General features: G+C 70.1%; 27 protein-coding genes. 9 read left to right on the top strand and 18 right to left on the bottom strand.

The genetic code is table 11. The features are described from left to right. Positions 1–55: 55 nt before the first annotated feature. Together ABZ664_RS08150 and ABZ664_RS08145 are read left to right on the top strand one after the other, a co-directional pair. The gene (locus ABZ664_RS08150) at positions 56–1,255 is read left to right on the top strand and encodes a sensor histidine kinase (protein ID WP_362504817.1); all 1,200 of its coding nucleotides are present in this window, start codon (positions 56–58) and stop codon (positions 1,253–1,255) included. Between the two features lie 23 nt (positions 1,256–1,278). Beyond that, a complete protein-coding gene (locus ABZ664_RS08145; RefSeq protein WP_362505126.1) occupies positions 1,279–1,941 on the top strand; it encodes a response regulator transcription factor in 663 nt (220 codons plus the stop codon). 13 nt (positions 1,942–1,954) lie between these two features. Here ABZ664_RS08145 and ABZ664_RS08140 read toward each other — a convergent pair whose 3' ends face one another. Next, positions 1,955–3,166: an RNA-guided endonuclease TnpB family protein gene (locus ABZ664_RS08140; RefSeq protein WP_362504814.1), complete on the bottom strand. Its 1,212-nt coding sequence runs from the start codon at positions 3,164–3,166 to the stop codon at positions 1,955–1,957. Positions 3,167–3,270: 104 nt separating this feature from the next. Between ABZ664_RS08140 and ABZ664_RS08135 the strand changes: the two genes are divergently transcribed. From ABZ664_RS08135 to ABZ664_RS08125, 3 genes are all read left to right on the top strand, one after another. After that, positions 3,271–3,840, top strand: a complete 570-nt coding sequence (locus ABZ664_RS08135; protein ID WP_362504811.1) for a DUF1707 domain-containing protein — start codon at positions 3,271–3,273, stop codon at positions 3,838–3,840. A 396-nt stretch (positions 3,841–4,236) separates the two neighbouring features. After that, positions 4,237–5,007: an ABC transporter ATP-binding protein gene (locus ABZ664_RS08130; protein ID WP_362504809.1), complete on the top strand. Its 771-nt coding sequence runs from the start codon at positions 4,237–4,239 to the stop codon at positions 5,005–5,007. A gap of 1 nt (position 5,008) precedes the next feature. After that, positions 5,009–7,525, top strand: a complete 2,517-nt coding sequence (locus ABZ664_RS08125) for an FtsX-like permease family protein (RefSeq protein WP_362504807.1) — start codon at positions 5,009–5,011, stop codon at positions 7,523–7,525. Between the two features lie 135 nt (positions 7,526–7,660). Here the strand turns inward: ABZ664_RS08125 and ABZ664_RS08120 are convergent, their stop codons facing one another. From ABZ664_RS08120 to ABZ664_RS08085, 8 genes are all read right to left on the bottom strand, one after another. Continuing rightward, on the bottom strand, positions 7,661–7,930 hold the full coding sequence (locus ABZ664_RS08120) for a hypothetical protein (protein WP_362504804.1): 270 nt from the start codon (positions 7,928–7,930) through the stop codon (positions 7,661–7,663). A 118-nt stretch (positions 7,931–8,048) separates the two neighbouring features. Next, on the bottom strand, positions 8,049–8,801 hold the full coding sequence (locus ABZ664_RS08115) for a toxin glutamine deamidase domain-containing protein (RefSeq protein WP_362504801.1): 753 nt from the start codon (positions 8,799–8,801) through the stop codon (positions 8,049–8,051). Between the two features lie 178 nt (positions 8,802–8,979). After that, the gene (locus ABZ664_RS08110) at positions 8,980–10,728 is read right to left on the bottom strand and encodes a molybdopterin-dependent oxidoreductase (protein ID WP_362504798.1); all 1,749 of its coding nucleotides are present in this window, start codon (positions 10,726–10,728) and stop codon (positions 8,980–8,982) included. 106 nt (positions 10,729–10,834) lie between these two features. Beyond that, positions 10,835–11,467 (bottom strand): XTP/dITP diphosphatase, encoded by a 633-nt coding sequence (locus tag ABZ664_RS08105; RefSeq protein WP_362504795.1) that lies wholly within the window; start codon positions 11,465–11,467, stop codon positions 10,835–10,837. Between the two features lie 43 nt (positions 11,468–11,510). Next, positions 11,511–12,227 (bottom strand): ribonuclease PH, encoded by a 717-nt coding sequence (gene rph, locus ABZ664_RS08100; RefSeq protein WP_350949838.1) that lies wholly within the window; start codon positions 12,225–12,227, stop codon positions 11,511–11,513. A 5-nt stretch (positions 12,228–12,232) separates the two neighbouring features. Next, positions 12,233–12,985 carry an MBL fold metallo-hydrolase gene (locus ABZ664_RS08095; protein WP_362504791.1) on the bottom strand — a complete coding sequence of 251 codons (753 nt, stop codon included), beginning with the start codon at positions 12,983–12,985 and terminating at the stop codon, positions 12,233–12,235. A gap of 120 nt (positions 12,986–13,105) precedes the next feature. After that, positions 13,106–13,927: a glutamate racemase gene (gene murI / locus ABZ664_RS08090; protein ID WP_362504788.1), complete on the bottom strand. Its 822-nt coding sequence runs from the start codon at positions 13,925–13,927 to the stop codon at positions 13,106–13,108. Between the two features lie 133 nt (positions 13,928–14,060). Continuing rightward, complete coding sequence (locus ABZ664_RS08085; protein WP_362504785.1) at positions 14,061–14,852, bottom strand: thioesterase family protein; 792 nt, start codon at positions 14,850–14,852, stop codon at positions 14,061–14,063. Between the two features lie 317 nt (positions 14,853–15,169). Here ABZ664_RS08085 and ABZ664_RS08080 point away from each other — a divergent pair, with 317 nt between their 5' ends. Further along, positions 15,170–17,017: a DUF3352 domain-containing protein gene (locus tag ABZ664_RS08080; RefSeq protein WP_362504782.1), complete on the top strand. Its 1,848-nt coding sequence runs from the start codon at positions 15,170–15,172 to the stop codon at positions 17,015–17,017. Positions 17,018–17,113: 96 nt separating this feature from the next. On the opposite strand, the gene ABZ664_RS08075 is transcribed toward ABZ664_RS08080, so the two are convergent. From ABZ664_RS08075 to clpS, 6 genes are all read right to left on the bottom strand, one after another. Beyond that, positions 17,114–18,061: a cysteine synthase gene (locus ABZ664_RS08075; protein ID WP_362504779.1), complete on the bottom strand. Its 948-nt coding sequence runs from the start codon at positions 18,059–18,061 to the stop codon at positions 17,114–17,116. Positions 18,062–18,217: 156 nt separating this feature from the next. Then, the gene (locus tag ABZ664_RS08070; RefSeq protein ID WP_350949844.1) at positions 18,218–18,496 is read right to left on the bottom strand and encodes a MoaD/ThiS family protein; all 279 of its coding nucleotides are present in this window, start codon (positions 18,494–18,496) and stop codon (positions 18,218–18,220) included. 89 nt (positions 18,497–18,585) lie between these two features. Further along, positions 18,586–18,750, bottom strand: a complete 165-nt coding sequence (locus ABZ664_RS08065) for a hypothetical protein (RefSeq protein ID WP_350949845.1) — start codon at positions 18,748–18,750, stop codon at positions 18,586–18,588. A gap of 144 nt (positions 18,751–18,894) precedes the next feature. Next, a complete protein-coding gene (locus tag ABZ664_RS08060; RefSeq protein WP_362504776.1) occupies positions 18,895–19,311 on the bottom strand; it encodes a M67 family metallopeptidase in 417 nt (138 codons plus the stop codon). 9 nt (positions 19,312–19,320) lie between these two features. After that, positions 19,321–19,845 (bottom strand): DUF2017 domain-containing protein, encoded by a 525-nt coding sequence (locus ABZ664_RS08055; RefSeq protein ID WP_362504773.1) that lies wholly within the window; start codon positions 19,843–19,845, stop codon positions 19,321–19,323. Between the two features lie 118 nt (positions 19,846–19,963). Further along, positions 19,964–20,251 (bottom strand): ATP-dependent Clp protease adapter ClpS, encoded by a 288-nt coding sequence (clpS, locus tag ABZ664_RS08050; protein ID WP_362504770.1) that lies wholly within the window; start codon positions 20,249–20,251, stop codon positions 19,964–19,966. A gap of 40 nt (positions 20,252–20,291) precedes the next feature. Here clpS and ABZ664_RS08045 point away from each other — a divergent pair, with 40 nt between their 5' ends. Continuing rightward, positions 20,292–21,581, top strand: a complete 1,290-nt coding sequence (locus tag ABZ664_RS08045) for a nicotinate phosphoribosyltransferase (protein ID WP_362504767.1) — start codon at positions 20,292–20,294, stop codon at positions 21,579–21,581. Between the two features lie 4 nt (positions 21,582–21,585). Then, the gene (locus ABZ664_RS08040; RefSeq protein WP_362504764.1) at positions 21,586–22,161 is read left to right on the top strand and encodes an isochorismatase family protein; all 576 of its coding nucleotides are present in this window, start codon (positions 21,586–21,588) and stop codon (positions 22,159–22,161) included. A 7-nt stretch (positions 22,162–22,168) separates the two neighbouring features. On the opposite strand, the gene ABZ664_RS08035 is transcribed toward ABZ664_RS08040, so the two are convergent. Next, positions 22,169–22,783, bottom strand: a complete 615-nt coding sequence (locus ABZ664_RS08035; protein WP_362504761.1) for a hypothetical protein — start codon at positions 22,781–22,783, stop codon at positions 22,169–22,171. A 267-nt stretch (positions 22,784–23,050) separates the two neighbouring features. Between ABZ664_RS08035 and ABZ664_RS08030 the strand changes: the two genes are divergently transcribed. Further along, complete coding sequence (locus ABZ664_RS08030) at positions 23,051–23,824, top strand: hypothetical protein (RefSeq protein ID WP_362504758.1); 774 nt, start codon at positions 23,051–23,053, stop codon at positions 23,822–23,824. A gap of 231 nt (positions 23,825–24,055) precedes the next feature. On the opposite strand, the gene ABZ664_RS08025 is transcribed toward ABZ664_RS08030, so the two are convergent. After that, positions 24,056–25,807 carry a DEAD/DEAH box helicase gene (locus tag ABZ664_RS08025; RefSeq protein WP_362504755.1) on the bottom strand — a complete coding sequence of 584 codons (1,752 nt, stop codon included), beginning with the start codon at positions 25,805–25,807 and terminating at the stop codon, positions 24,056–24,058. 165 nt (positions 25,808–25,972) lie between these two features. Beyond that, positions 25,973–26,839, bottom strand: coding sequence for a hypothetical protein (locus ABZ664_RS08020; protein WP_362504752.1), 867 nt, complete (start codon positions 26,837–26,839; stop codon positions 25,973–25,975). Between the last annotated feature and the right edge of the window lie 33 nt (positions 26,840–26,872).

Below are 26,872 nucleotides of genomic sequence, written 5' to 3'. Positions count from 1 at the left end.
CGAGCTCCACCTTGAGGGGGAAGGGCTCTGATCTGCGCATACGTATTGTAGTGATGTGTTCGGCAGACTACGCGCCTGGAGCGTGCGCCATCCCAGGATCACGGACGCCCTGTGGCTGACTCCGTTCCTGCTGGTCTCGCTGCTCAATGTCTGGGCCGTCGGGGTGATCGACCTGGTGGCCTGGGGGGCGGAGAGGCTGGGGCTGTGGGGGTTCGCGGGGCTGACGCTGATGTTGTTCGTGCCCCTGTTCTGGATGCGCGAGCGTCCGGTCGAGGTCTTCGCGATCGTCTCGTTCGCCTCCTTCCTCCAGTGGCTCGCCGGGGTTCCGCCCCTGTTCTTCAACACCTCCGTGCTCGTCGCCATGTACGAGGTGGCATCGCGGCGTTCGCTGCGCTGGGCGGTCGGGGCGGGGCTGGTGGTGGAGCTGGGGTTGTTCCTGGTGTTCGGGCGGGTGCCTCAGGGGTTTGATCTGCGTGCCTTCGCCACGGCCTCGGCGTTCGCGGCCGCGATCTGGATGACGGGGATCTACGCGAACACCCGCCGCCGTTACCTGGAGGGTCTGGAGGAGCGGGCCGAGCGAGCGGAACGGGATCGCGATCAGCAGGCCAGGCTGGCAGCGGCTGCGGAGCGGGCCAGGATCGCCCGTGAGCTGCATGACGTGGTCGCGCACAACGTGAGTGTGATCATCGTTCAGGCCGACGGGGCGGGGTACGCGATCGACCGCGATCCCGAGCAGGCGCGCAGGGCGATGGAGGCGGTCTCGGCCACGGGCCGCAGGGCGCTGGCGGAGATGCGGCGGATGGTGGGCGTTTTGCGAGCCGACGGTGTCCAGGAGGAGTACGCTCCGCAGCCGAGCCTGTCGCAGTTGGACGATCTGGTGACGCAGGTGCGGGAGTCGGGGTTGCCGGTGGAGTTGCGGGTGTCCGGTGTTCCCGCAGAACTTCCCGAGGGGGAGCAGCTCACGGTTTACCGGATCGTTCAGGAGGCGCTCACCAATACCCTCAAACACGGTGGCCCGGACAGCAGGGCCACCGTGGAGATGGAGTACGGCGTGCGGGAGCTGCTTTTACGGGTGACCGACGACGGTCGTGGCGCGGCGACGCCGGAGCGTGAGGGCGGGCACGGCCTGGTCGGCATGCGCGAGCGGGTCGCGATGTTCGGCGGGAGTGTCAAGGCGAGCCCCGTTCCCGGTGGCGGGTTCCAGGTGGTGGCGCGGCTGCCGATCGGCGATACCGGGGCGGGGCGGGCGGCTTGACGGAGCACGCGGTGGGTGACCAGGTGATTCGGGTGATGCTGGTCGACGATCAGGAGTTGCTGCGCACCGGTTTCCGCATGGTTCTCGACGCCCATCCCGATATCGAGGTCGTCGCGGAGGCGGGTAACGGGGCCGCGGCGGTGGAGGCGGTGCGGACGGTCGCCGTGGACGTGGTGCTGATGGACGTGCGGATGCCGGTGATGGACGGGGTGGAGGCGACACGGCTGATCTGTTCGACGGCCGGTGGGCCTCGGGTGCTGATCCTGACCACGTTCGATCTGGACGATTACGCGTTCGCGGCGTTGAAGGCGGGCGCGTCGGGGTTCCTGCTGAAGGATGTGCCGCCCGCCGATCTGGTGAGCGCGATCCAGTCGGTACACAGCGGGGACGCGGTGGTGGCGCCGAGTACGACGCGGCGGCTGCTGGAGCGTTTCGCGGTGCACCTTCCCTCCGCGGTGGCCGAGCCGGCGGTGCTGACCGGGTTGACCGCACGGGAGCGGGAGGTGCTGGTGCTGGTGGCGAGGGGGTTGTCGAACACGGAGATCGCGGGTCGGCTGGAGTTGGCGGAGGCGACGGTCAAGACGCATCTGGGCCGGATCCTGGCGAAGCTGAGCCTGCGGGATCGAGCACAGGTTGTCGTATATGCCTATGAATCAGGAATCGTAACTCCACATTCGGCCGATTAGCATCGTCGTTTGACTACTCCCCGCCCTGAAGGACGGGGATTCCAGCCCTCACGGGCCGGGGTTCCTGCTTCGTCGGCGACCGCACCCGGGAGGACCCGGAATGTCTGACGTCACCTCCACAGGCAGACACGGCAAGACCTGCCGCCAGGATGTTCTTCGCGGCGTTGACGTCCCGGTCGTGCCGGGTGCCGCAGGACGGGCACTGCCACGTCCGGGTGCTGAGGGAAAGCCGGGCGAGCAGGTGCCCGCACACCGAGCAGGTCTTCGAGCTGGGATACCAGCGGTCGATCACGATCAGGTGGCGACCGTGCCGGGCCGCCTTGTACTCCAGCATGCGGCGGAAGGTGCCCCACCCGCAGTCGGAGATCGCTTTGGCCAGGGACCGGTTGCGGACCATGTTCTTCACGGCGAGGTCTTCGATCACGATCACGTCGTGGTCGCGGACGAGGCGCGCCGAGGTGCGGTGCAGGAAGTCGGTGCGGGAGGCGCGGACCTTGCGGTGCGCGCGGGCGACCTTCGCCTTGGCCTTGGCCCGGTTGGTGCTACCGCGCTGCTTGCGGGCCATGCGCCGCTGGTAGCGGGCCAGGTTGCGTTCCCGTTTGGCCAAATGACGCGGGTTGGCGATCTTCTCGCCGTCGGAGGTGACGGCGAAGTCCTTCACGCCGACGTCCACCCCCACCATCGTGCCGGTCGCCGGAGCCTGCTTCGGATCGTCGACCTCGACGGCGAAGGAGGCGTACCAGCGCCCGCACGCCTCGCGCGAGACGGTCACCGTGGTCGGGTCGATGCTCGCCGGGTCGATGTCCGGCCAGGACCACACGAAGTCCAGCGGGGCGTCCAGCTTCGCCAGGAACAATCGCCCATCGCGGTAGCGGAACCCCGACCGGGTGTACTCGGCGCTCTGGCGTCCGGTGCGGGACTTGTAGCGCGGGTATCGGGCGCGTCCGGCGAAGAAGCTGGTGAAGGCGACCTGCTGGTGGCGGATGGCCTGCTGCAGCGGAACCGACGACACCTCGTTCAGCCACGCCGACTCGTCGGTCGCCTTCATCGCCGTCAGGTAGGCGTTGGCCTGGATGAAGTTCGTCGTGGCCCGCTCGCCGTGGTAGCGGGCGTGCCGCCAGGCCAGGGTCCGGTTCCACACCACGCGTACGCAGCCGAACGTGCGGCTCAACATGGCCGCCTGCTCGGGGGTGGGGTAGGCCCGCACCTTGTATGCCGTACGCACGCCCGGACCTTATCGGAACGCACGGCAGGCGATAAGCGTTATGGCACCGTGCCCCGTTTCCTCCCGGCCCTGAAGGACCGGGTCTCCACACTCAAGGAGTTCAGATGACGAACCTTGACGGCCGGCTCCGCGCGTCGCACTCCGATCGTGACGCGGTCATCGAGCGGTTGCGCGTGGCCACGGGAGAGGGACGGCTCAGTCTGGAGGAGTTGGAGGAGCGGATCGAGCGGACGCAGGCGGCGAGGACGTACGACGACCTGAGGGCCATCACCGCCGACCTGCCGCGAGACGACGCGGGGCTCGCCATGCTGGGTGCCGGGGGCGTCGGAGGCGGGGTCCTGGAGCTGCGGACGAAGCACGGGGAGGTGCACCAGAAGGACTACTGGGTGGTGCCCCCGCGCATTGTGGCGAGTTGTAGCTCGGGCACCGTGAAGATCGACTTCACCGAGGCGGTGTGCTCGCACCGCGAGGTGTTGCTGGAGGCGACCTGCGGGATGGGCACCATCCTGGTGACCGTGCCGCGTGGGTGGACCGTGTGGATCGACTCGCTGACGACGAACATGGGCACGATCAAAAACAAGGCCACCGAACCCGGGCACCCTGACGCGCCGGTGCTGCGTGTCACTGGCAAGGTCGGCCTGGGCACCTTGAAGATCAAATACCCGCGGAGGTAATACCGGTTGAAGGCCGGGAACCTCCCCCGCCGGAGACAGGAACCGCGCGAGTCTTCCCGTCGGATACGAGAGCCGCGCGAGCCTTGACCGAAGGCGAGAGCCTCGGCCGGAGACAGAGCCTCGGGCCGGAGACGAGAGCCTCGGGAGAACCCCGCTGGATCAGAAACCCGCGAGCGCCCCGGCCTTCGGGCAGGAATCCCACCGAGCGCGCGGCCCCGTTCGCCTCGTCCGCCTCGTCCGAATGGCCGAGGCGGCACTACGGCGGAGGTCGCGCCCCTCCTTCTCCCGACCCCCTCCGTATCCCTACAAGTCAGGCCTAACGCCTGATGGATCCCTCTTTCCCCATCAATAGCGTTTGGTGCGTCATAACATCACACGTTGTTGAGGAGAGCTGTCGTGACCATCACCGGAGAGGTCGGCGCGTGGGACGCGCGGGAAAGCGCGGCGCCGGCCGTGACGGCCAGAGGTCTCACCAAGGTGTACGGCCGGGGGGACACCGCCGTGCACGCGCTGCGCGGAGTGGACGTCTCCTTCGCGACGGGCGCCTTCACCGCCATCATGGGCCCCTCGGGGTCGGGCAAGTCCACGCTGATGCACTGCCTGGCCGGACTCGACACGGTGAGCGGCGGACAGGTGCGCGTCGGGGACGTGGAACTGACCGAACTCAACGACAAGAAGCTCACCATGCTCCGCCGCGATCGGATCGGCTTCGTCTTCCAGGCGTTCAACCTGCTGCCGACGCTCACCGCCGAACAGAACATCCGGCTCCCGCTGGAGATCGCCGGGCGGCTGGCCGACCCCGCGCTGTTCGACCGGGTCGTGGAGACCGTGGGCCTGCGCGACCGGCTCGGCCACAAGCCCGCGGAACTGTCGGGCGGCCAGCAGCAGCGCGTCGCGGTCGCCCGCGCCTTGATCAGCAGGCCGCAGGTCATCTTCGCCGACGAACCCACCGGCAACCTCGACTCGCGCAGCGGCGCCGAGGTGCTCTCCTTCCTGCGGACGTCGGTGCGCGAGCTCGACCAGACGATCGTGATGGTCACCCACGACCCGGTGGCGGCCTCGTACGCCGACCGCGTGGTCTTCCTCCGCGACGGCCTGCTGGTGAGCGAGCTGACAGGGCCGACGCCGCAGTCGGTGCTGGACACGCTGATGAAGCTGGAGGCGTGAGGTGCTGAGGACGACGCTGGCCGGGTTGCTCGCGCACCGGCTGCGCCTGATGCTGACGTCCCTCGCGATCGCGCTGGGGGTCGGCTTCATCGCGGGGACGTTCGTGCTGACCGACACCATCGACGCGGGTTTCACCGAGAAGTTCTCCGCGGCGGCCGACAAAATCGACGTCGCCGTGCTCCCGGTGTCCGGCGGGAACGGCGACGAGCCTCCGGTCGTCTCCGAGGCCACCCTGGAGAAGGTGCGCGCCGTGGACGGGGTGGCCGACGCACAGGGGCTGGTACGGGGTACGTCCGCCCTGATCGGCAAGGACGGCAAGGCCGCCGGTGACTTCCCCACCGCGGGGATCTCCCTGCCCGAGGGCGACCTGAACCGGATGCCGATCGTGAGCGGCACGGCCCCCAAGACCGCGACGCAGGCCGTGCTCGACGAGGGCACCGCGAGGACCAGGGGCTTCAAGGTCGGCGACACCGTCGCGGTGCTCGACGCGAGCAACGCCAAGCACGAGTTCACCCTGGTGGGCCTGTTCGACGTCGGCCTGGACCAGGAGCTCGGATACTTCGGCGCGGTCGGCTACACCACGGACACGGCCAGGAAGATGACCGGGCAGCAGGGGTATCGGGAGATCGACGTCACCGCCGCCGAGGGGGTCACCCAGGAGGCGCTGCGCGGCTCGGTCGCCGCGGCCGTGGGCGCGGGCCACGAGGTCAAGACCGGTGAGCGCTACGCGGCGGACCTCGCCAGGAACAACGGCGCCAACGGCGACTTCCTGAAGGTGGGCCTGCTGCTGTTCGGCGTGGTGGCGATGTTCGTGGCCGCGCTGGTCATCTACAACACCTTCAACATCCTGGTGGCCCAGCGGACCCGCGAGATGGCGCTGCTGCGATGCGTCGGGGCGACGCGCGGGCAGGTCTTCACCTCGATCATGCTGGAGTCGGCGGTGGTCGGCCTGCTGTCGTCGGTGTTCGGCCTGCTGCTCGGCTACGGCCTGGGCGCGGGGGCGCTCTCCGTGCTGGCGGCGTTCGACGCGCCGCTGCCCACGGCCGCCGCCGCCACCCTGACGCCGAGCACCATCGTCCTTGGCCTGGTCATCGGCCTGACGGTCACGGTCGGCGCGGCGCTGCTGCCCGCGCGGGCCGCGACGCGGGTGGCGCCGATCGCGGCGCTGCGCTCGCAGACCGAGGAGCGGACCTTCAGGGCCGGCCTGGTACGAATGATCTTCGCTGGACTGTTCCTGGTCACGGGCGTGGGCACCGTGGTGGCGGGGATCGCCACGGATCCAGGCGAGACCGCCTTGATGGTGGTGATGGCCGGATGCTCGTGCGTCTTCCTCGCGGTGCTGATCCTCGGCCCGGTGATCGTCAGGCCGCTCTCCGCCTTCGCGGGGTGGGTGCCCGCCAAGCTCTTCGGCGTACCCGGCAGGCTGGCCGTGGACAACTCCCGGCGCAACCCGAAGCGGTCGGCGACCACCACCGTGGCACTCACCGTGGGCGTGACGCTGATGACGGTCATCTCCGTCGTCACCGGCACCGTCCGGGTGACGTTCACCCAGCAGCTCGACGAGCAGTTCCCCTTCGACTACATGGTGCAGACCCAGGGGCGCGACTCGGGCCTGCCCCGCGCGATCGCCGAGGACCTCCGGGGCCGGTCCGAGCTGGCCTCGGTCATCGCCTTCCGCGAGACCACCGCGAGGCTCGCGACCGGGACCACGCGGTACGACGTGGGAACCTTCACCCCGACCCCGGGCTTCAAGCCGCCGCTCGACGCGGGCTCGCTCGACCGGCTCGTCCCGGGGACCGCGCTCGTCACCGACCGCGTCGCCGAGCGGCTCACGCTCGGGGTCGGTGATCGGATCACCGTACGAACGGCGAAGGCGGGCACGGTCGACCTCTCGATCGTGGGCATCTCCAATGTCGACGCGAGCCTCTCCGACGTGACGGTGCCCGAGCGGGAGTTCGACCGCTACTTCGGCGAGGTCGGCGACAGCCGAGTGATGATCAAGCACCGTGACGGCGTCGACCCCGACCGGGCGCTCGCGGCGGTCGAGGCGGCGACGGAGGCGTACCCGACGGCGAAGGTCGCGAGCTCGACGGAGATGCGGGGCCAGTTCGACGAGGCGCTCGACATGATACTGATGATCATTACGGGGCTGCTCGGTCTGGCGGTGCTCATCTCCCTGCTGGGCATCGCCAACACGCTCTCCCTCTCGGTCCACGAGCGCACCCGCGAGTCCGCGCTGCTGCGTGCCCTCGGCCTGACCCGGCCCCAGCTGCGGCGGATGCTCTCGGTCGAGGCGCTGGTCCTGGGCCTCATCGGCGCGCTGGTCGGCGTGACGCTGGGAGTCGCGTTCGGCTGGGCGGCCGCGCAGACGATGACCGACAACGTGGTCTTCCAGCTGCCGGTGCCGCAGATCCTGTCGTTCGTCGCCCTGTCCGGCCTCGCCGGGGTGCTCGCGGCCGTCCTGCCCGCCCGGCGCGCGGCCCGCGCCTCGGTCGTGGGCTCACTCGCGAGCGGCTGAGCACCGGACGGTCCGAGCCGGGTGAGCTGAACGGTGCGCCTCCCGCTCCGGCCCGGCAGGACAGGACCGGCGAGGTCGGACCGGGACGGTCGGGACAGGTCAGGACAGGTCAGGCATGGTGGCCGGGACGCCTCGCTATCGGGGGCGGCGTCCCGGCCACTGCTCGGCCACGGTCTCGGGGTTGAGCAGTGGCCGGATGACGATCTCGCCGCTGGCCCTGTCGATCACCACGCATCCGGAGCCGACGGTGTCGGGCAGCACGCTGGGATCGTCGGGCTCGGGCTCGTTCGCCCAGGCGACATAGCCCTCTTGAAAGGCATAAATCCTGATCTCGACGGCGGCACCCGCGCCGCGGACCCCGTTGAAGTACTCCTCCGCTACTGCCCTCGCCTGGTCCGGGTTCACCCTGTCCCCCTCATCTCGCGGACACGGTCACGGAAACCCGCCTCCGAGCGGGAAACCGTCGGGAAAGCCGCCGGAGAAGTCACCGGAAAGGGAGTCCGTGAAACCGTCGGGAAAGCCGTCACAGCCGCCGCCCCTCCCTGTCGATCACGACGCAGAACACACCCGTCACCGACTCGTACGGCGGCTCCACCGCCATGTGCCCCCGCTGCGCGTCGATCCAGATCACCTCGCCGTCGAAGTTCACCGCGTTCCACGCGTGGCTGCCCCCGGCCGGCCAGCGGTTGATGATGAGCGCCGAGGAGCCGTGTCCCCCGGCCAGCAGCGCCTGCGCGATCGGCAGGTAGGCATGGCGCCCCTGCCCCACATAGTGGAAGCGCTGCCCCAGCCACCGCTCCGCCCTCGCCACTCCCCCGGCCTCCCCGGTGAGCAGCGGCCTGCCCACCCGGTCGTACTCGGGCCTGCGCGGCGCGGCCACCGCGGGAGTGCCGTACCAGGTGGAGAGCACCGACAGCGCGCAGTCGATCGCGTTGGTCGCCCGGAACGGATCGTCGGCCGGGCCGCTCCCGTTGATCAGCCTGATCCACATGCCGCGCGGGTCGGGGAAGCGGCGCGGGGTTCCCTGCTCGGTGAGGGGAACGGCCCGCAGCATGTCCTCCTCGGTCTGCGGATCGGGCCTGGCCAACCCGCCCGCCAGCCCGTACGGCCTGCACTGGTCCAGTCGCGCCGGCCCCCAGCGCATCCGCTCCCGCTCGCTCTCACGCGGCGCGGGTGCCACCGGCACCTGGACCTCCAGCTCGAAGTCCCGCCACCGCTGCCCGTCCATCGTCACCACGGGGTTGTAGACCCCCGACGCCAAGCTCCACTCGCTCACCGGCTCCCCCGTCCCCAACCCCTGGGAGCCAGATAGTAGGGCGGCCCACCCACCCGACACGGAGGAGTTGACCATTTAAAGGCTCAACCCCCGCCTGTCGTTCCAGTACCGGTCACATCGGCATCGAAGTCTGTGATCGCGAAGCGGTCTGGTCATCCTTTGGGCGGCACAGCCCGGGTCAGCCGACTCGTACCCGGATGGTGTGCCAGCCGGTGGCGCCGTCCGGGGCGACCGGGGCGCGCTCGGCGGTCTGGGTGTAGCCGGTGGTGTCGGTGGCGCGGACCTCGATGGTGTGCTCGCCCGGGGTGGCGTCCCAGTCGTCGAGGACCCACTGGCGCCAGGTGTCGGCGGTGGGGGCCTCGGCGAGGCGGGCCTGGCGCCACTCGCCCTGGTCGACACGGACCTCGACCGCGTCCACACCCTTGTGCTGTGCCCAGGCGACACCCGCGACGACGGTCTTGCCCGCGGGGACGCTCGCGCCGTCCCTGGGCAGGTCGATGCGCGACTGGGTCTTGATCGGCCCCTTCGCGGACCAGCCTCTGGGCGTCCAGTAGGCCTCGTCCTCGTCGAAGCGGGTGACCTTGATGTCGGTGACCCACTTGGTGGCCGAGACGTAGCCGTAGAGCCCGGGGACGACCTGGCGGACCGGGAAGCCGTGGTCGACGGGGAGCGCCTCGCCGTTCATGCCGAAGGCGAGCAGGGCGTCGCGGCCGTCCATCACGACGTCGACCGGGGTTCCCGCGGTCCAGCCGTCGGCGGAGGTGCTGAGCAGCATGTCCGCGTCCTTGCGGACGCCGGCGTCGCGCAGCACCGCGGCCAGGCTCACGCCCAGCCAGCGGGCGTTGCCGATGTAGGGGCCGCCGACCTCGTTGGAGACGCAGCAGAGCGTGACGTCGGCCTCTACCACGGCGCGTTTCATCAGGTCGGCGAAGGTGAGCTCCACGGGCCGATCGACCATGCCGTGGATCGTGAGGGTCCAGTCGCGCGGGTCGACCTGGGGGACCGACAAGGTGGTGTCGACCCGGTAGAAGTCGTTGTTGGGAGTGACGAACGACGACAGGCCCCTGATCTTCAGGTCGGTCCCGGCGGGCAGCGCGGGGAGGGGTTTCGCGGGCAGGGGCAGCGCGATGCCGCTGCGCGCCGCGTTCACCTCGGCCCGCCCCGAGAACGCGCGCCCGGCCAGACCCGCCACCCCCGCGAGGGCCACGCCGCCGACCGCGCCGGTCAGCAGGCCCCGACGATCGAAGGCGCGCAGGTCGTTCCCCGCCCGCATGACGGACGGCACCCGCGGATCGGGCCGCTCCCCGGCCTCCGATGAGGACCCGGGCGAGACCAGTCGCAGGCGCTCCGGCCCGGTGTCGGGCGAGACCTCTCCCTGGTCCCCCTGCCCGGTGTCGTGCACGGCCCCCGCCGCGCCCACGACATAGGTGTCGCCACCGGTGCCACCGGACACCCCCGCGTACGACCCGGCCGAGGCGTCGTCGGGTACGAGGGCGCGGCGGACGAGCCACCACAGGACGAGCATGGCGGTGCCCACCCCGACGAGCGTCGGGACGACGTCCACCGGCCCGGCCCCCGGCCGGGTCAGCACGGCGACGACGCCGATGAGACCGAACGCGGCCAGACCCGCCATCCCGTACCGGAGGTCGCGGACGGCGGCCCTTCCCAGCGCGACGGCGATCGCGGCCATGACCAGCAGGATCCCGGCGAGCAGCACGGTCTTGTCGTTCTCGCCGAAGGTGCGGATCGCCCATTCCTTGAGCGGCGCAGGGGTGAGGTCGACGACGGAGTTGCCGACCGCGACGACCGGGAAGGCGACGGGGTTCACCAGGCCCGCCACGAGCAGTGACACCGCCACCGCCGCCGCGCCGGACACCAGGCCGATCAGCGCCGAGGCCCAGGAGGGCATGCGCTCGTTGCTCTGCATACCCCCGACGCTACGCCCATAAGGAGCAGCGGGTTCTTACACGCTGATTACAGGCTCGACCTGGACGTCTCGGGCTCCTTGGCCGTCGTCCGCGCGGATCTCTCCGTCAGGCGATCATTTCGGCGATGACGGGGGCGAGGGCACGGAAGGCGCGGCCCCGGTGGCTGATCGCGTCCTTCTCCTGCGCGGACATCTCGGCGGTGGTCCGGGTCTCGCCCTCGGGGACGAGGATCGGGTCGTAGCCGAAGCCGCCGGTGCCGCGCGGGGCGTCGATGATCACGCCGCGCAGCGCCCCCTCGGTCACCCGCTCCTCCCCCGTGGGGAGTGCGAGCGCCGCGGCGCAGGCGAAGTGCGCGCCCCGGTGCTCGGCGGGCACGTCGGAGACCTGGGCGAGCAGCAGGTCGAGGTTGGCCTGGTCGTCGCCGTGCTTTCCCGACCAGCGGGCGGAGAAGATGCCCGGCATGCCGTTCAGGGCGTCGACGCAGAGGCCGGAGTCGTCGGCGATCGCCGGGAGGCCGGACTGCTGGGCGACCGCGTGCGCCTTGAGCAGCGCGTTCTCCGCGAAGGTCAGACCGGTCTCGGCGACGTCGCCGATCTCGGGGAACTCCTCAAGCCCGACGATCTCGACCGGGATCCGGGCGTCGGCGAGGATCCGGCGCAGCTCGGCGATCTTCCCTGCGTTCCTGGTGGCGAGGACGACACGGGCCGCGCCGGTCTCGGGCGTACCGGACTCGCTCATGCCGACCGCCTCGTTCCGGAACGACTCACGCTGAGAAAGCGGCTCATGCCAGGGCCTCCCGCTGGAGGCGGGTGAGCTCGGCGCAGCCGGCCGCGCCGAGGTCGAGCAGCTCGTCGAGGGCGGCGCGGTCGAACGGCTTGCCCTCGGCGGTGCCCTGGACCTCGACGAACTCGCCGGAGCCGGTCATCACCACGTTCATGTCCGTCTCGGCGGCGACGTCCTCGGTGTAGCAGAGGTCGAGCAGCGCCGTCGAGCCGACGACGCCGACGGAGACCGCCGCGACCGAGTCGACCAGCGGGTCTCCGCCGCACATCTTGCGCTTGCGCATCCACGCGACCGCGTCGACCAGCGCCACGTACGCGCCGGTGATGGCCGCGGTGCGGGTGCCGCCGTCGGCCTGGAGCACGTCGCAGTCGATGACGATCGAGTTCTCGCCCAGCGTCTTGTAGTCGACGCAGGCGCGCAGGGATCGGCCGATCAGGCGGGAGATCTCGTGCGTACGGCCGCCGATCTTGCCGCGTACCGACTCGCGGTCGTTGCGGGTGTTGGTGGCGCGCGGCAGCATGGCGTACTCGGCGGTGATCCAGCCCTGGCCGCTGCCCCGGCGCCAGCGCGGGACGCTGTCCTGCACGGAGGCGGCGCAGAGCACCTTGGTGCCGCCGAACTCGACGAGCACCGAGCCCTCGGCGTGCGCGAGCCAGCCCCGGGTGATGGTGACGGGGCGGAGTTGATCGGGAGTACGTCCATCTGCGCGAGCCATGACGTTCACCCTAGGTCATACCGGGCCCCGCTCCGTGCCAGTTCCATCCGTCCGGCGAACCCCCCGCGGGAGGCGTCCTCCATGACGCGGTCGCGGTCGTTCCAGGGCACCAGGTGGGTGAGGACGAGGGTGTCCACGCCCGCCCTGGCCGCGTGCTCGGCCGCCTGGCGGCCGTTCAGGTGCAGGCCGGCGGGGAGTCCGGGCTCGTCGAGGTACGACGCCTCGCACAGGAGCACGTCGGCCCCCGAGGCGAGCTTGACCAGTTCGGCGCTCTCGCCGGTGTCCCCGGAGTAGGCCACCGAGCGCCCGCCGTGGGAGACCCTGAACCCGTAGGTCTCCACGGGGTGGTTCACCGGGGCGGCCGTCACCTCGAAGGGGCCGACCTCGAACGTCCCGGGCATCAGGCCCACGAAGTCGAAAGCTGTGTCGAGCGGCGGCTCGTCGGGCATCGCGTAGGCGGAGTTCAGGCGCTCGCGGGCGTCGGAGGGCGCGTACACCGGCACCTTGGGCAGCGGGCCGCCGGGCGAGTAGGTGCGCACCACGTGGTACGGGCACATGTCGAGGCAGTGGTCGGCGTGCAGGTGCGACAGGCAGATCGCGTCCACGTCGTACAGGCCGATGTGCCTCTGGAGCGCGCCGAGCGCGCCGTTCCCGAAGTCGAGCAGCATGCGGAACCCGTCGGCCTCCAGCAGGTAGCAGGAGGAAGGGCTGTCGGGCCCGGGGAAACTCCCCGAGCATCCAATGATCGTCAACTTCACGGCGGCCTCCTACGGTTACTGTGCGGCGCCGCGTGTCACGGCGCGGGCGCCGGTGGCCGGTGTCCGTCCCCCTTCGTCCGCCGATCCCCGGCGCTCCCCCTACGGAGCGCCCGGGCACCGTCACACGCGATGCCCGTTGTTCGGAACATCCCCTACTACCGCCACCTCGACCGCCTGGATCTCCGGTCCGAGGAACCGTCGTCCGAGGTCGGCGAAGAGTCCCGCGTCGCCGGTGGCGCGGAAGCGGTGCCTGGGCGTGTCTCCCACGGCGGCCAGGCTCCGGTCGTGCAGGACGCGGTAGACGTCCTTGGCCGTCTCGTCGGCGCTGGACACCAGCGTCACGCCGTCTCCCACCACGTAGGAGATCGGCCCGGTGAGGAGCGGATAGTGCGTGCACCCCAGAATCAGCGTGTCGCACCCGTCGGCGAGCACCGGCTCCAGGTATTCGCGGATGACGTCGATGAGCTCGTCGCTCATCGTCTCCCCCCGCTCGACGAACTCCACCAGGCGCGGCGCCGCTACCCCGGTGAGCCGGACGTCGGGAGCGGCGGTGAACGCGTCGTGGTAGGCCATCGACTCGATCGTGGCCCTGGTCCCGATCACCCCGACCCTGCCGTTGCGGGTGGCCCGCACGGCACGGCGGGTGGCCGGCTGGATCACCTCGACGACCGGGACGGCGTAGCGTTCCCGCGCGTCGCGGAGCACCGCCGCGCTCGCGCTGTTGCACGCGATCACCAACATCTTGACGTCGCGCTCGACGAGGTGGTCCATCACCTCCAGCGCGTAGGCGCGGACCTGCGCGATGCTCTTGGGGCCGTACGGCTGCCTCGCCGTGTCGGCCACATAGAAGATCGACTCGTTGGGCAGCTGGTCGATGATCGCCCGAGCCACCGTGAGGCCACCGACACCGCTGTCAAAGATTCCAATGCTCGCTTGCGACACAGTTCCCCAGGCTAGGCGACCCGGGGCGGCCGATCACGGTAAGAATCCTCACAACGCCGAATACCAGCTCAGCCATGTATTTTTCATGACATTCAGTCGTACGGTGTCTGTAGTACGTCCCGTGGTGCGGACGTCAGCCCCGCCCGACGCGGGCCAGCTGACGGGACTGGGCGACCAGGCGACCCGCGGAGTCCCAGACCTCGACCTCCTCGTCGAACCAGCCGTCGCTGATCAGACGCCCCCCGCCCAGGAGGGTGAGCCATCCCGGGGCGGGCAGGGCGCGCAGGTGCCAGGTGAGGTCGACGGTGGGTGCCCAGCCGCGCGCCCCCGCGGAGAACACCACCGGCGGGAGGGCGTCCACGGCGAGCGCCAGCACGTACGGGTCGGGGTCCTGCGGCTCGGCCAGCCGGAAGTAGGCGCGGGCCTCGGGCCTGCCGGTGGGACGGCCGTCGAGCCAGCCGACGGTCGGAGGGTCGAAGGCGAGCTCCACCTGGGCGCTGAACGTCAGGTTCGACGCGTCCTTGGGAGCGGGCAGCGAGACGCACCGCTCGATCGGCGGCATCACCGTCGAGGGCTCGTCCGCCCAGTCGGGGGCGGCACCGCTGAGCGTCGCGGTCGTGACGAGTCCCTCGATGAAGGAGGTCCCTTCCTGGACGAGGGTCACCCTGGTCATCGTGGCGGTGCGACCGGTCTTGATCTGCTCAAGGCGCACCCGTGCGGGGCCGGGCCTCGCCGCACGCAGGAACTGGACACTCGTGCTCACCGGGTGCTCGTGGGGGGAGGCGTCCACGACCGCGCGCAGCAGCACAGCCATCAGATAGCCGCCGTTCAAAGGGCCGCCGATGGAGTATCCGGGGTCGAGGCACACGTCGTAGGTGGTCTCATCCACCTTGGTCACCGCTGTCGCCTCGTCGAACTTCGCCATCCGCGCCCCCGAATCTTGTTCTAGAGGGGTTACTTTACCCATTCCATGCGACCGTCGCCTCCCCGGGTCCTCAGTGCCCTCTTCCCGGGAGCCGCCAGGACGCCGCAGCCTTCCGGGAACCAAGATCTGCGGTAAGGAAGGGACGGCAGTGACCTGCGGGAACAGGGCGACAAAGGTCACGATGGGCGAAGAAGGCACGCTGAGCAGGGGCTGATCCGGCTTAGACGTGACAATCACGTAGTTAGTTCAATGCAAGCGGGTTGCTAGCAATGTGCACTAACTTCTCCCTGTCCGCGAAGTCCACATTGTGAGTGATCATGCCTGCCAACAATCCCCCAGACCAGTCGCCCGATCCGGGTCAGCAGCCCGACAGGACGATCGCCTACCGTTGGAACGAGGGCGCACAGCCGAACGACCAGCCGCACACGCAGGCCTACCCGCAGAACGGCCAGCCCGGATACTCGCAGCCTTCCGGCGGTTACCAGCAGGGGCAGCCCTACCCGCAGCAGGGCCAGCCTTACCAGCAGCAGCCCGGCCACCAGCAGCAGGGCTACGGCCAGCAACCGTACGGACAGCAGAACTACGGCCAGCAGGCCGGTCAGCCGTACGGGCAGCAGCAGCCCGGCTACCAGCAGCAGGGCTACGGCCAGCAGGCGTACGGCCAGCAGGCGGGAAACTGGCAGCAGGGACCCGACTTCCTGAGCGCCGGGCCTCCCCCGGGACCTCCCGCACGCAAGGGCGGCAAGGGCTGGCTGCTCGCGGTGGTCGCCGCGCTGGTCGTCGCCCTCGTGGGCGGTGGCGGCTTCTTCGCGATCAACCTGCTCAGCGGCGGCGGCGCGCAACCGCACGACGTACTGCCCGGCAACGCCGTCGGCTACATCCGCCTCGACCTCGACCCGGCCGCGAACCAGAAGGTGGCGCTGTTCAACATCGCCAGGAAGTTCACGACCACCAAGGACTCCTTCAGCGGCGAGGACCCGCGTAAGGCGATCTTCGACCTGATCAAGAAGGACGCCGGCGACCTCAGCAAGGTGGACTACGCCACCGACATCGAGCCCTGGCTCGGCGTCCGCGTCGGCGTGGCCGCGCTGGCCCCGGCCAAGGCCGGCGCCGAGCCCGGCGTCGTGGTGGCCGTCCAGGTCACCGACCAGGACAAGGCCACGGCGGGCATCGCGAAGCTGATGGGCAAGGAGAAGTACGGCATCGCGTTCCGCGACGACTACGCGCTGCTCACCCCGACCCAGGCCGAGGCCGACAAGGCCGCCACCGCCGAGCCGCTGTCGGGCAACGCCAACTTCTCCGACGACCTGAGCGCCCTCGGCGAGACCGGTGTGCTCTCCTTCTGGGCCGACGCGGGCAAGCTCGCGGGAATGGCCCCCGAACTGGCCGCCCAGGACCCCTCCGTCCTCGCCCAGGTCAAGAACGCCCGCGTGGCGGGCGCCCTCCGCTTCGACAGCGAGTACGTCGAGCTCGCGGGCATCAGCCGCGGCGTCGAGAACCTGGACATGGGCGATCCCGAGCCCTCCAGGATCAGCACGCTTCCCGCCTCCACCGCCGGCGCGATCTCGATCTCCGGTCTCGGCGAGGTGGTCGGCAAGCAGTGGGCGCAGCTCATGAAGTCGGCCGACCAGGCCGCGAACGGCGGCGTCCAGCAGTTCGCCGACCAGGCCAAGCAGAACTACGGCCTCGCGCTCCCCGACGACCTGGTGACGCTGCTCGGCAAGAACATCACCATCGCCATCGACTCCAACGGCCTCGACGGCAACCAGCCGAAGTTCGGCGCGAAGATCGTCACCGACCCGGCCAAGGCGCAGGAGGTCGTCGGCAAGATCGAGAGGTTCCTCGCGGACTCCGGGACGGCCGTCCCGCGGCTCGCCAAGGTTCCCGGCGACGGCGTCTTCGTCCTGGGCAGCGCGCAGGACTACGCCGCCGAGCTCAACAAGGACGGCGCCCTGGGCGACAGTGAGACCTTCCAGCTCGCGATCCCCAACGCCGGTGAGGCGACCTTCGCCCTCTACGCCGACCTGGACAAGGTGGAGAACCTCTACCTCGGCAACCTCCAGGGCGACGAGAAGGCCAACCTCCAGGTACTCCGCGCCGTGGGCGTGAGCGGCACCCAGTCGGGCAGCGATGGGACCTTCTCGATGAGGCTCCTGTTCAACTGATCCACCCGGGCTCCCCGATCCCGTTCGGATCAGGCCTCCCAGATCCCCGGCAGGGCTCCGGCCCCGCCGGGGATTCGCTTTTTCCTCAGGCGACGTTCAGGCCCAGAGCTGGCCTTCGAGCCGCTCCTCGGCCTCGTCGAGCGTCCCCTCGTAGGCGCCGGTGGACAGGTATTTCCAGCCGCCGTCCGCGACCACGAACACGACGTCGGCCCGATCCCCCGCCTTGACGGCCTTCGCCGCCACACCGAGCGCGGCGTGCAGGGCGGCACCGGTGGAGACCCCCGCGAAGATGCCCTCGCCGGACAGCAGCTCCCGGGTGCGCCGCAGCGCGTCGGCCGAGGAGACCGAGAACCGCGTGGTCAGGACGTCGGCGTCGTACAGCTCGGGGATGAAGCCCTCGTCCACGTTGCGCAGCCCGTACACCAGCTCGCCGTAACGCGGCTCGGCGGCGACGATCCTCACACCGGGAACGTGCTCGCGCAGGAACCTGCCGACGCCCATCAGGGTGCCCGTGGTGCCCAGACCGGCCACGAAGTGGGTGACGGACGGCAGATCCTCCAGGATCTCCGGCCCCGTCGACTCGTAGTGCGAGCGCCAGTTGGCCGGGTTGCCGTACTGGTAGAGCATCACCCAGTCGGGGTTCTCCTCCGCCAGGCCCTTGGCGACCCTCACCGCCTCGTTCGAGCCGCCCGCCGCGGGCGAGGAGATGATCTGCGCCCCCCACATGCGCAGCAGCTGGCGACGCTCCTCCGAGGTGTTCTCCGGCATCACGCAGATCAGCTTGTAGCCCTTGAGCCTGGCGGACATCGCGAGCGAGATGCCGGTGTTGCCGCTCGTGGGTTCGAGGATCGTGCAGCCCGGCTGGAGAAGCCCGTCCTTCTCCGCCTGCTCGATCATCCACAGCGCCGGACGGTCCTTGATCGAACCTGTCGGGTTGCGGTCTTCGAGTTTGGCCCAGATCCGTACGTCCTCCGAGGGCGAGAGTCTGGGCAGGCCGACCAGCGGGGTCCGGCCGACCGATTCGATCAGTGAGTCAAAACGCATGGTGTACGGCTTCCGCCTCGGGTTGACCTTGTGGTGACAGACCTGCTGCCTCGGGGTGACAGCCCAAAAACCGCGGCGCGCGCCGCCCGGCCCGGGAGAGCTCTCCGATCTCGCGAAGGATCACGGAACTCCCGCGGTGCGGGCGGCGCCACGCGGCTAGCGGGATCCGCCGGCCACGGCGGGCAGGACGGTGACCGTGTCGCCGTCGGCGACCGGGGTCTCCAGACCGCCCAGAAAGCGGACGTCCTCGTCATTCAGGTAAACGTTCACGAAGCGGCGCAGCGCGCCCTTGTCCACCAGGCGCTCCTTCAGCCCGGGGTGCCGGACCTCCAGATCGCCGATCAGCTCCTCAAGCGTGGCGCCCTTGGCGTCGACGGCCTTGGCGCCGTCGGTGTAGGTGCGCAGGATGGTCGGAATGCGAACCTCGATGGCCATCGCGGGTCAGTCTCCTTGTGTCGTCATGAGAGTGAGAGGCCCACCGGATCAGAACACCGGTGAGCACCGGAGGATTCCAGAAAAGCCGGTCAGCGACAGTCGTAGACGACGACGAAGGGCGTGTGCGCGAACAGGAAGTTCTGCACGGGCGCGACACCCGCGCGCCGTGCCCGAGGGCCGGGACGCGAGAGCACCACGTCCTCCTGGCTCGGGGCGGCGGTCAGCATGCCCACCAGCTTACCCAAAGGGTTCATTCGTCCCACGGCCGTACCGGACAACGGCACCGTACGAATCCCGGACACCACCCGAACACGGAGACGAGGGAGCCGGGACACCAGGGCATGGAGGTAAGATCCCCACCCCGGAGGCTTCGGCGTCAGGACCCGAAAAGGTGACGGTCACCCGGAGGTGATCGTCACCTCCTCCTCGCTCACGATGCCGTCGATGATCCGGTACGAGCGGAACTCGGCCTTCTCCCCCAGCTCCTCGCGGGTGGAGACCAGCACGTAGTGGGCGTTCGGCTCGGCGGCGTAGGAGATGTCGGTGCGGGAGGGGTAGGCCTCGGTGTCCGTGTGGGAGTGGTAGATGACCACCGGCTCCTCGTCGCGGTCGTCCATTTCTCGCCAGACGCGCAACTGCTCCAGCGAGTCGAACCGGTAGAACGTCGGCGACCGCTCGGCGTTCTCCATCGCGATGAACCGTTCGGGAGAGTCGGAACCGACGGGCCCGGCGATCACGCCGCAGGCCTCGTCGGGGTGGTCCGCCCGAGCATGCGCGATGATCCTGTCAACCAGTTCCCGAGAGATGGTGAGCATGACTGGAAGTTACCAAAGGGCGCGGACCAGGGTGTCCTGGAGGTAGGTGAGCCAGTCGTAGATGACGTACGCCGGATAGCGGGGGTCGCTCTCCGGCATGTCGGCGATCTCGTCGTGCACCTCCTCGGTCACCTCCAGCCGGGTGCCGAGCGCGAGGCGCACGTCGTTCAGCGCGCGCATCCACGCCTGTGCCTGCTCCCTGGTCAGCTCGACCCTGCCGGGCTCGGCGCTGTCGAGCATCGCCTTGGCGTCGGCCCGCTTGCCCTCGCGCAGCGTCGCCTCGGTGTATCTGCGGAACTCGGCGGCCGCCTCGCCGTCCTCGTACGCCGAGGGGAAGAGCCGGGCGAGTACCGGATCGTTGGACTGCTCGGAGGGGCCGATGCCGAGCGCCTTCTCCAGGGGGTCGTCGCCGGTCTCCCCCGGCTCGATCAGGCCCAGGATCTGCGTGACCAGCGAGCGCAGGATCGACACCTCGGCGGCGTCGAAAACCGTGATCACGCCGCCCTCGTGCCCCGGCTTGAACCCCGAACTCATCTCTCGCCCACCATTTCTCGCGGGCTCCGCCCGAGACCCGCCCGCCGTTTCGAGTCCTGCCGCTTCGGGCCCGGCTGGTCGCCGCGCGACGACAGGTGGCGCCCGGCCGCTCGCGCGCTCACGAATCCCGCTGGACGGTGGCCCACAGCCCGTACGAGTGCATGATCTGCGCGTCGCGCTCCATCTCCTCGCGGGTGCCGCTGGAAACCACGGCCTTCCCCTTGTGGTGCACGTCGAGCATTAACTTCTCCGCCTTCTCCTTGGAGTATCCGAAAACGGACTGGAAGACGTACGTCACGTAGGACATCAGGTTGACCGGGTCGTTCCAGACAATCGTCAACCATGGCAGATCGGGCCGTACGTCAACTGACGGACGCTCGACCTCCGTTGGAGCGGTGCTACCCACATTCACCAGTCTGCCCTACCCCGGGCTTAGTCTTCGACTCGTGACAAAGAGCATGAGCACCGCGTTGCTTACCGATCACTATGAGCTGACGATGCTGGAGGCGGCGCTGAGAAGCGGGGCCGCCTCCAGACGGGCGGTTTTCGAGGTGTTCGCGCGCCAGCTGCCCGGCGGGCGACGCTACGGGATCGTGGCGGGAACCGGCCGGGTGCTGGACGCGCTGGAGTCCTTCCGCTTCGAGGAGGAGGCGCTGGCGTTCCTGCGGGACAACGAGGTGGTCGACGAGCCCACCCTGGAGTTCCTCGCCGGATACCGGTTCTCCGGGAAGGTGGACGGCTACGGCGAGGGCGAGTGCTACTTCCCCGGTTCCCCGATCATGACGGTGGAGGGCACGTTCGCCGAGGCCGTGCTGATGGAGACCGTGATCCTGTCGATCCTCAACCACGACTGCGCGATCGCCAACGCCGCCACACGCATGATCCGCGCCGCCGGGACCAGGCCCCTCATCGAGATGGGCTCACGGCGCACCCACGAGGCGGCGGCGGTGGCCGCGGCGCGGGCCGCCTACCTGTGCGGGTTCTCCTCCACCTCCAACCTCATGGCGGGCCACGAGTACGGCATACCGACCGCCGGGACCGCCGCCCACGCCTTCACCCTGCTCCACGACTCGGAGGAGCAGGCCTTCCAGGCCCAGATCGCCTCCCTCGGCGCCGATACCACACTGCTCGTGGACACCTACGACGTGGCCGAGGCCGTGCGGATCGCGGTGGAACTCGCCGGCCCCTCCCTCGGGGCGGTCCGCCTCGACTCCGGCGACCTCGGCCAGGTCGCCCACGAGGTCCGCGAGCAGCTCGACGCGCTCGGCGCCCACAAGACCCGGATCATCGTGACCAGCGACCTCGACGAGTACGCCATCGCCGCGCTCGCCGCCGCACCCGTGGACGGCTACGGCGTCGGCACGTCGCTGGTCACCGGCTCCGGCTCGCCCACCGCCGCCCTGGTCTACAAGCTCGTCGCCCGCGAGGACGCCGAAGGGGTCATGCGGCCGGTGGCCAAGAAGTCGGTGGGCAAGCCCAGCCGGGGCGGACGCAAGGAGGCGTTCCGCGAGCTCGACGCCGAGGGCACGGCGATCGCCGAGGTGGTCACCGTCTCCGGCGAGCACCCCTCGAACGCCCGCCCGCTACAGGTTCCGCTGGTCAGGGAGGGGGAGATCGTCGGCCGCGAGAAGCTGGACGCGGGCCGCGCGCGGCACCGCGAGGCCGTCGCCGAGCTGCCCTCCAACGCCTATCAGCTGTCCCGGGGCTACGCCGCGATCCCAACCGTGTTTGACTGACCGCATGCCAACAGCACTCATCATCGTCGACGTCCAGAACGACTTCTGCGAGGGCGGGAGCCTCCCGGTCGGCGGCGGCGCGGAGGTGGCCGCCGCCATCTCCGCACACGCCGCCTCGCACGGCTACGACCATGTCGTGGCCACCCGTGATTATCACATCGACCCCGGCTCCCACTTCGCCGCCGAACCCGACTACGTGACCACCTGGCCCGCCCACTGCGTCGCCGGGACACCCGGCTCCGACTTCCACCCCGCCTTCGACACCTCACGCGTCGAGGAGGTCTTCAGCAAGGGTGCCCACAGCGCCGCCTACAGCGGCTTCGAGGGCGTCACCTCCGACGGGACTCCCCTGGCCGACTGGCTCGGCGAGCGCCACGTGGAGGCGGTGGACATCGTCGGCATCGCCACCGACCACTGCGTGCGGGCCACCGCCCTGGACGCGGTCGCGCACGGACTGTCCGTTCAGGTGCTGCTGGACCTCACCGCCGGGGTGTCCGCTCCGACCACCGAGACCACCCTCGCCGAACTCGGCTCCGCCGGAGCCCGCCTCACGGGAACCCCCGTGGTCCGACCGGCCTGACGATCTCTCAGCTCTTCGGCATCCCCAGAAAGAGGATCATCCGGTCGAGCTTCCCGTCCATGGTCCGGTAGTTCTCCTTGAGCTCGCCGATGTCGTACGCCATGGCCCTCATGTCCTGCTTGATCCCGACGACCTCCACCTTGAGCTCGGCCACATCCTCCTTGACCCCGGCCATCTCCACCTTGACCCCGGCCATCTCCACCTTGAGCTCGGCCACGTCCTCCTTGACCTCCGCGAGCCCCACCTTCAGCTCAGCCACATCCTCCTTGAGATCAGCGACATCCTGCTTGACCCCGGCCATCTCCACCTTGAGCTCAGCGACATCCTCCTTGACCTCCGCGAGCCCCACCTTCAGCTCGGCCACATCCTCCTTGACCTCCGCCACCTCGGCCCTGAGCTCGGCCACATCCTGCTTGACCTCGGCCCTGAGCTCGGCCACATCCTGCTTGACCTCCGCCCTGAGGTCAGCCACATCCTGCTTGACCTCCGCCCTGAGGTCAGCCACATCCTGCTTGACCTCGGCGAGCTCCTCCTTCGTGGCGCACTTCGCCACATCGAACCGAAGCTCGGTGACCTCCTGCCGGAGTCCGGCGACATCGTCCTTGGTGGCGAGGGTGTCCATCCTCGCCATGATCTGCTCGAACATCGGAGCCACGTACTCCATGATCTCGGTACGGATCATCTCGGCCAACACTCGTCCTCTTTGAAAGCATTGCGGGGGAACCCGGTGGCGGGCCCGGGGTGGTGACAGCGACACGTTACCAACGATGCCTACTCTGAGCATTCGAACGATTACCGGATCGGCATGGATGGGCAAACAGAACCATCACCGGTCGCGGCAGGAGTATCACGGAGAGTCGATACCTCTTACTACCGGTGGTGATCTCATATGTTCGTGCTCGGCGTCTCCTGGCTGATCCTGACCCCGCTGTGCCTGTGGAACCTGTTTCGCGGAGGGACGCTGGTACGGCTGACGAGCGTGCTTTCGCTGGTCGCGCTGGAGGCGGCCACGGTCTGGGCCACCACCGTCGTCCAGGTTCCCGCTCGAACTCCGATCACCGCACTCCCGCGCCCGGCGACCCTGGCCGACTCCCTGGCAGGTCCGCCGGCCGGACCTCGGATCGCCCCCCGAACCGAACCCTGGATCCGACCTCGGTCCCCGCTCGCGCCGTCCCGAGTGCCCGCACCGCTTCCGGATGCGGCGCGGCAGGGCGTGCGGGACACGCGGGGAGCACAGGCGGTGCGAGGGGAGCGGATGTCCGGAAACCGGCCAGGCATCTCCTCCGGCAGGCGAGGCTCCTCCTGCCGGGGGCGGATGCCCGCTCCGGAGCAGGTGCGGCTGGCTCGCCGCCAGGGTGCGCCACGGGGCGTGACGCTCTTCTGGAAGGCCAGAGCCGACGAGTGCGACACCGCGACCGTGGTCCTGCACCACGGAAACCGCACTATCAAGGTCTGGATGCGGGAGGACAGGGCGCGCAGACGCTCCTCCGGCGCCACCACGTGGCCCGTGAGCGTCGCCGGCGGCGTCGCCTCCCTGGAGGTGCCGCTCACGGTGCCGGTGCGCGACACGGGGGCGTTCAGGGCGATCGACGGGCGGACCGGCAGGCCGATCGCCCTCGCCAGGCCGGGTCGCGTACCCGAGGAGCCGTCCACGGCCCGGTGATCCAGGGTTCCGGCTCGCCCGAACCGCTCGGCCCGCCGTTCAGGGCGACCGGTACCGCCCGGAGCCGGACCGGGCGCATCCTCGTCCGGACAGGTCACCGAGCCGAGGGTGCGCCCGGCGACCGGATCCGGCTCGAACCCCCGACCGGACGGCCGAGCCGGGAAACCCCCGCTGGGCGACCAAGGTCGAGTCACCGGATCAGGTGAAAGGCGGCCCGGCCCGGTGACCGGGTCAGTGGGAGCGCTGGGTGGCCCAGTGGCGGATCTTGCCGATCCGCTCCTGGATCTGCTCGGCGGAGGCCTGCGCGATGGCCGGTCCGCCGCAGGCCCTGCGGAGCTCGGCGTGGATGACTCCGTGAGGCTGGCCGGTGCGGTGGTTCCAGGCGCCGACGAGACCGTTGAGCTCCCTGCGGAGGTTGGCGATCAGCTCGTGCGGGGCGAGCTCCGGCTCCTTGGGCTCGGGCTTTTTCCGCTTGGCCTTCAGCTGGTCGGACTGGCGCTTGCTCAGCAGGGTGCGGACCTGGTCGGGCTCCAGAAGGCCCGGCAGGCCGAGGAAGTCCTCCTCCTCGGGAGAGCCGGTCTCCGCGGCGCTGCCGAACTCGCCGCCGTCGAAGAGGACCCGGTCGAAGGTGGCGACCGCCTCCAGGGTCTCGAACGGCAGCTCGTCGCCCACGACGTCGGGGTTGTCCTTCTTGCGCTGGGCGTCCTCCAGCAGGAAGTCGTCCAGCCCCTCCTCGGCGGGCTTGCGGTCGAGCACGTGGTCGCGCTCGGCCTCCATCTCCCCCGCCAGGCCCATCAGGGTCGGTACGGAGGGCACGAAGACCGACGCGGTCTCGCCCCGCTTGCGGGCGCGGACGAAGCGTCCGACGGCCTGGGCGAAGAACAGCGGGGTCGAGATGCTCGTCGCGTAGACGCCGACGGCGAGGCGTGGGATGTCGACCCCTTCCGAGACCATCCGGACCGCGACCAGCCAGCGCTGCTCGGAGGCGGAGAACTCCTTGATCTTCTTGGATGCCGTGGGGTCGTCGGAGAGCACGACCGTGGCGCCCTCTCCGGTGATCGTCCGGATGTGGCGGGCGTAGGCGCGTGCGGTCTCGTGGTCGGTCGCGATGACCAGGGCACCGGCGTCGGGCACGCCCCTGCGCACCTCGGTCAGGCGCCGGTCCGCCGCCCGGAGGACCTGGCGGATCCACTCGCCCTTCGGGTCGAGTGCGGCCCGCCACGCCTGGCCGAGCTGGTCCTTGGTGAGCGGGGTGCCGAGGGTCGCGGCGATCTCGTCGCCCGCGCGGGTCCGCCAGCGCATCTCACCGGCGTAGGCGAGGAAGATGACCGGTCTGACGACGCCGTCGGCGAGTGCCGGGCCGTACCCGTAGGAGTAGTCGGAGACGCTGCGCCGGACCCCGTCGCCGTCCTCGGCGTAGGTGACGAAGGGGATCGGGTTGACGTCGGACCTGAAGGGGGTCCCGGTCAGGGCGAGGCGTCTGGCGGCCGGCTCGAACGCCTCCCGCACGCCGTCGCCCCAGGATTTCGCGTCGCCCGCGTGGTGGATCTCGTCGAAGATCACGAGCGTCTTGCGCGCCTCGGTGCGGGCGCGGTGCAGCGCCGGGTGCATGGATACCTGGGCGTAGGTGATGGCCACCCCGATGTAGTCACGGGAGGTCGCGCCCTGGCTGTTCTTGAACTCGGGGTCGATCGCGATGCCGACCCTGCTCGCGGCGTCCGCCCACTGCTGCTTGAGGTGCTCCGTGGGTGTGACGATCGTCACAGCCCGGATGATCCCTCGTGACAGGAGGTCGCTGGCGATGCGGAGCGCGAAGGTCGTCTTGCCCGCACCCGGCGTGGCGACCGCGAGGAAGTCGCGCGGCTCACGGCTGGAGTACAGGTCAAAGGCCTCCTGCTGCCACGCGCGAAGCTTCGGCGCGGTGCCCCAGGCGGCACGGTCCGGATATGAGGGCGAGAGGTGGGATGCGGCGAAAGTGCTCACAGTGTCCCCAGGGTAATCTGCGCCGCCGACAAGACGTGCCGATCGGCCGAGATCCTCGCCAAGGTCGTCCCTTCGTGCTATTGGTCCGCGGAGCGGAGATCGTCGAATCGCGGAGCCGGACTCGCGCGGCCCCGCTCAGCACAAGCCCGCTCAACCTAGGCCCGCTCAACGCAGGCCCGCGATCACCGTGTCGATCTCGGCCCTCGACACGGGGTCGTCCGGCTGGGTCATCGCGACCACGACCACCGGACGCTTTCCCGCCCCCGCGAGGAAGACCACACGCAGGTACGCCGGCCGGTTCACCACGTCCAGGTACTCCGCGCGCAGGGCACGGGTGTGGCCGGTACGCGCGCCCACGGTGATCTCCGTGTCGTCCACGACCTTCACCTCGTCACCGTGGAGCAGGAGCCGCGCGTACAGGTCGCTGAGTTCGGTGGTGGTGGCGCGCGCGTCGTTCGCGGGCTCGGCGGGCATGACCATCACGGTCGTGTTGACACCGTCGCCCGCGGCCGAGGTGAACTCCGTGACCGGCGGCACCGTACCCGTGAGCCAGCGCTCCGGCAGCGGGTAGCTCACCCCCGCGACCGGATCGTCCACCCGCTCCGGGGGCGGGGAGGGCAGTGCCCGCAGTGACAGTACGGCCACCACGGCGATGACGCCGGCACCGGCGGCCAGGGTGAGCAGTACGAGCAGCACGCGGCGCAGGCGCCCGGGGCGACGCTCGGGAGGGGCGATGGGCGTGCCGTACCAGCGGGCGGAGGGCGGCAGGTCGTCGCCGGGCTCAGGGATGCGGGGGGGCCAGGTCAGGCTGGAGCGGGCGTCGGACGGCTCGTCCTCCGGTGGCGGCCAGGGGCGATACTCGTCGTCCTCGGGCGCCGGCCAGGGGCGGCGCTCGTCGTCGAGGTCCGGGTCGGTGGGCGGCCACACCTGATCCTCGGCCGCCCGCGCGGCCCTGCGGGCCCGCCTGGACCGGCGTCCCCCGCCACGGCCGGGCTCGTCGGGCGGGTCCGACCGGCGAGGTCGTTCGTGCACGGGACCTCCTCCCCGGCGGCGACGGTCCTACCG

The sequence above is a fragment of the Streptosporangium sp. NPDC006930 genome (assembly GCF_040635605.1).
GTDB lineage: Bacteria > Actinomycetota > Actinomycetes > Streptosporangiales > Streptosporangiaceae > Streptosporangium.
The sequence above is the reverse complement of the archived record's forward strand: the minus strand, read 5'-3'. Positions and strand labels throughout refer to the sequence as shown.